Source organism: Marinobacter sp. (assembly GCF_046484525.1).
Classification (GTDB): domain Bacteria; phylum Pseudomonadota; class Gammaproteobacteria; order Pseudomonadales; family Oleiphilaceae; genus Marinobacter.
Window position 1 is genome coordinate 1 of the sequence record NZ_JAWOIS010000074.1, and the last position, 3,800, is coordinate 3,800.

The following is a 3,800-nucleotide window of genomic DNA, read 5'->3' on the forward strand; positions in this document are numbered from 1 at the left end:
CGGTGATCCAGTAGACCACCTCGCCGGGGTGAATATCGTGGTTGAAGGCGCCGTCCTGGGCGACCTTGACCGGGAATCCGCAATGGGTGTGCATGGTGCCTTTGGGGCGGCCGGTAGTGCCGGAGGTGTAGATCAGCATGACCAGGTCTTCAGCCGAGGTGTTCTCGGTTTCGGCCTCATCCGATTGAGGATCGATCAGATCGTGCCACCAGTGGTCGCGTCCCGGCTGCATGGCGACCGGGTGGTCCACATACCGTGTGACGATGACATGGGCCAGATGGTCGAGTCCCTCAACCGCCTGGTCAGCGGTTTCTTTGAGGAGATTCAGTCGCCCGTTGTGATAGGTCCCATCAGTAGTGAACAGGGCGCGGGCTTTGGCATCATCCAGACGGTCCCGGACAGCGGCAGCGCCGTAGCCGGAGAACAGAGGTAAGATCACTGCTCCGATCTTGGCGATGGCAAGCAGGGCGATGACCACCTCCGGGACCATGGGCAGGAACAGCCCGATGGCGTCTCCTTTCCCCAGACCGAGCTGCCGCATGGCGTTGGCGGTTTTATTGACCTGCCGGTTGAGTTCGCGGTAGGAGAAGGTGAGCGTGTCCCCATTCTCGCCTTCCCAGATCAGGGCCGGCAGATCGGCGGCTTCGGTGCCCATTCGCTTGTCCAGGCAGTTGTGGATGATGTTCATCTCCCCGCCGAGACACCAGTGCGGCCATTCGATCCCGTCTCGCAGGTCAAGGACGGTCTCATAGGGTTTTTGAAAGCGGATATCCAGGAATTTGAGGAGGTGATCGGTGTACCAGGCGGGGGCGGCAGCAGAACGGGCGATCAGCTGGTGATAATCGGGGATGCCGGTTTGCTGCATAAAGGCTGTGATGTTGGCGTGTGCGATCTCCTGCTGAGAAGGACGCCAAACGATCCTGTCATCTGCATTTTCCATAGCTTACCTTCCTGATTTAGTTCCCTGCGGTGCAAGATGAATAAGATTTCCCCTGAAGGTGGCGATGAGCAGGTTAATGATGTGCCCTTGACGAAGAGAACATCAAGGTTTTTTATAAGTTCTTGGCGGCGGAACCACTCCGCTGTAGCGGGTGGAGGAAGCCGCCCTCCTTTGCTAAAATGGGTCTATGCCAAACGAAGCCAACCACAGTCCACACAGCGCGCATATAATCAACTATCACCTGGTCTGGATACCGCGTGATCGAAAAAGGGTTTTGGTTGGCCCTGTCGAGGCAAGGTTGAAAGAATTGTTGGCGGGAATCGCTACACAATACGGTGTTGAGATATTGGCGGTCGAGGTGATGTCCGACCATGTACACTTGTTTGTGAGCGCACCCCCGAAATTTTCTCCTGCTGAAATCGTCCGTCTGTTTAAGGGAATACCATCCCGCAAGTTGACGAAAGAGTTTGAAAGCCTTCGCTGCCAGTATTGGGGCGAACATGCAACACTGTGGGCAGAAGGCATTACATAGGTGCTGCTGGACACGCCAGTGCGGAAACCATCAAACGGTATATCGAAGAAAGTCAAAAGAAATAGCTTCAAGACTTGAAAAGATGGAACATATGTACTACAATCATTGGCATGAAGCTGATTGCTCAGGTTAAACTGCTCCCCACGCCCGAACAAGCCGATGCGCTTCGACACACGCTGGAACAAGCCAATGCTGCCTGTCGGTTTGTGAGCGATACAGCCTGGGAAACCAAGACCTATCGGCAGTACGACTTGCATCACAAATGCTATCAGGCGGTACGGGAGCAGTTCGGCCTTTCGGCGCAGGTCGCAGTACGAGCGATCGCCAAAGTTGCGGATGCCTACAAACTTGACCGCAAGACCAAACGAACCTTCAAGACTACAGGCAGTATCGCCTATGATGACCGTATCCTGTCCTGGCGGCTGCAAGACCAAACCGTGTCGATTTGGACGGTAAACGGGCGGCTTCGCATACCGTTTGTGTGCGGGGAACGGCAGTTGGAACTGCTTCAGACGCGGCAAGGGGAAAGCGACTTGGGGTTGATCAAAGGGATGTTTTTCCTTTCCGCTACTTGCGAAGTAGACGAACCAAAGCCCGTTGACGTTGAAGGTGCGTTGGGGGTTGACCTGGGCGTTACCAATCTGGCAGTGGATAGTGATGGGGAAGTTCACAAAGCCAGCCAGATCAACAACGTGCGCCACCGTCACCGCCGATTGCGGGCCAAACTGCAAGCCAAAGGCACGCGGTCTGCCAGGCGCAAGCTGAAACGGCTGTCTGGCAAAGAACATCGTTTTGCCAAAGACACGAACCACTGCATTAGCAAGAAACTGGTTGCCAAAGCGAAAGACACAAATCGAGCGATTGCCCTGGAAGACCTGGGCGGTATCCGCGAGAGGGTTACGGTTCGTCGTGAACAGCGGGCAACCTTGCATAGTTGGGCGTTCTACCAGCTTCGCACTTTCGTGACTTATAAAGCCAAACGGGTTGGCGTGCCTGTATTCCTGGTTGACCCTCGGAACACGAGCCGCACCTGTCCTGCTTGCGGTCACGTCGATAAAGCCAATCGTCCTTCTCAATCCAAGTTCTCCTGTGTGGTTTGCGGTTTCGCTGGACTTGCTGACCACATCGCGGCGGTCAATATTGGCCGTCGGGCGGCAGTCAATCCGCCAATCGTAGCGCGTGATGAAGCCAAAGCTAACTCGTTAGAATTGCGGCAGAGCGCAGTTACAAGCCAGCCGCTTTAGCAGCTGGTCGTTGACTTTATGGTGTACCTTCCAACAGTTTGTGGATCTCCCCGTTGAGGAAGACCGCGTAGAGTTCACCATTCTGGTCCTCAGCGAAGGAAACCAGATTGAGGTTGGTGGAGAACAGTTCGGTGGTCTGCCAGGTGCCGTCCGGGCTGGCCAGGGCACCCCAGATAACCCCGGTGCAGTAGTCTCCGTAGAGGTATATGCCCTGCCACTCGGGCAGGCTGCCGCGGTAGACGTACCCGCCGGTGACCGAGCAGCTGCCGCCGCCGTGCTGGTATTCGATCACCGGGGAGATGAACTCGATGCCAGCCGGGGGCGTGCCTTCAAATTCATGGGTGCCCTCGAAGTAATCCCAGCCCAGGTTGACCCCGCCGAGGATCCCGGCCGGCAGGATGTGGATCTCTTCCCACTGGTTCTGGCCGACATCACCGATGAATAGGTCTCCGGTGGCGCGGTCGAAGCTGAAGCGCCAGGGATTGCGCACTCCGAGGGCCCATATCTCAGGCTGGCCGGCAGGAGAGTTGCCTTCCGGAATGGCATAGGGGGAGCTGCGGTCCACGTCAATGCGCAGGATCTTGCCCAGCAGGGAATCCGGGTTTTGGGCGTTACCCTGCGGGTCGCCGCCGGAGCCGCCGTCTCCCATCCCGATGTAGAGGTAGCTGTCCGGGCCAAAGGCGATCATCCCGCCGTTGTGATTGGCATACGGCTGAGAGATGGTCAGCAGGGTCTGCTGGCTGTCCGGATCGGCGATGTTGGGATCGGCCGAGACCTGCAGACTGGCGACCACAGTGTCGCCGTTGAGATCGGTATAGTTGATGAAGAAACGGCCGTTTTGCGGGTAATCGGGGTGGAAGGCCAGCCCAAGCAGGCCGCGTTCACTCTTGTCGCTATCGACCTGGTTGACAATGTTCAGAAATGGGGCAGGAAGCAGCTCGCCGTCCTGGAGGATGCGGATGGTGCCGGGCTTCTCGATGATGAACAGCCGGCCGGAACCGTCCCCGGCATGGGTGAGGTAGACCGGCTGGGCCAGCCCGCTGGCGATCTGCCTGCTGGGATATTGGGCTGCGTATGGGAATTG

4 protein-coding genes are annotated in these 3,800 nt (G+C 57.2%); 2 read left to right on the plus strand and 2 right to left on the minus strand.

Annotated elements, in window-relative coordinates:
• Positions 1–940 (minus strand): AMP-binding protein (locus tag R6W86_RS15490; protein WP_410330262.1); only part of this gene is annotated, 940 nt, incomplete at its 3' end.
• Positions 941–1,127: 187 nt separating this feature from the next.
• Between R6W86_RS15490 and tnpA the strand changes: the two genes are divergently transcribed.
• Complete coding sequence (tnpA, locus tag R6W86_RS15495) at positions 1,128–1,472, plus strand: IS200/IS605 family transposase (protein WP_410330263.1); 345 nt, start codon at positions 1,128–1,130, stop codon at positions 1,470–1,472.
• A 110-nt stretch (positions 1,473–1,582) separates the two neighbouring features.
• Positions 1,583–2,716, plus strand: coding sequence for an RNA-guided endonuclease InsQ/TnpB family protein (locus tag R6W86_RS15500; RefSeq protein ID WP_410330264.1), 1,134 nt, complete (start codon positions 1,583–1,585; stop codon positions 2,714–2,716).
• A gap of 16 nt (positions 2,717–2,732) precedes the next feature.
• Here the strand turns inward: R6W86_RS15500 and R6W86_RS15505 are convergent.
• Positions 2,733–3,800: PQQ-dependent sugar dehydrogenase (locus R6W86_RS15505; protein WP_410330265.1), on the minus strand; the 1,068-nt coding region annotated here is incomplete at its 5' end.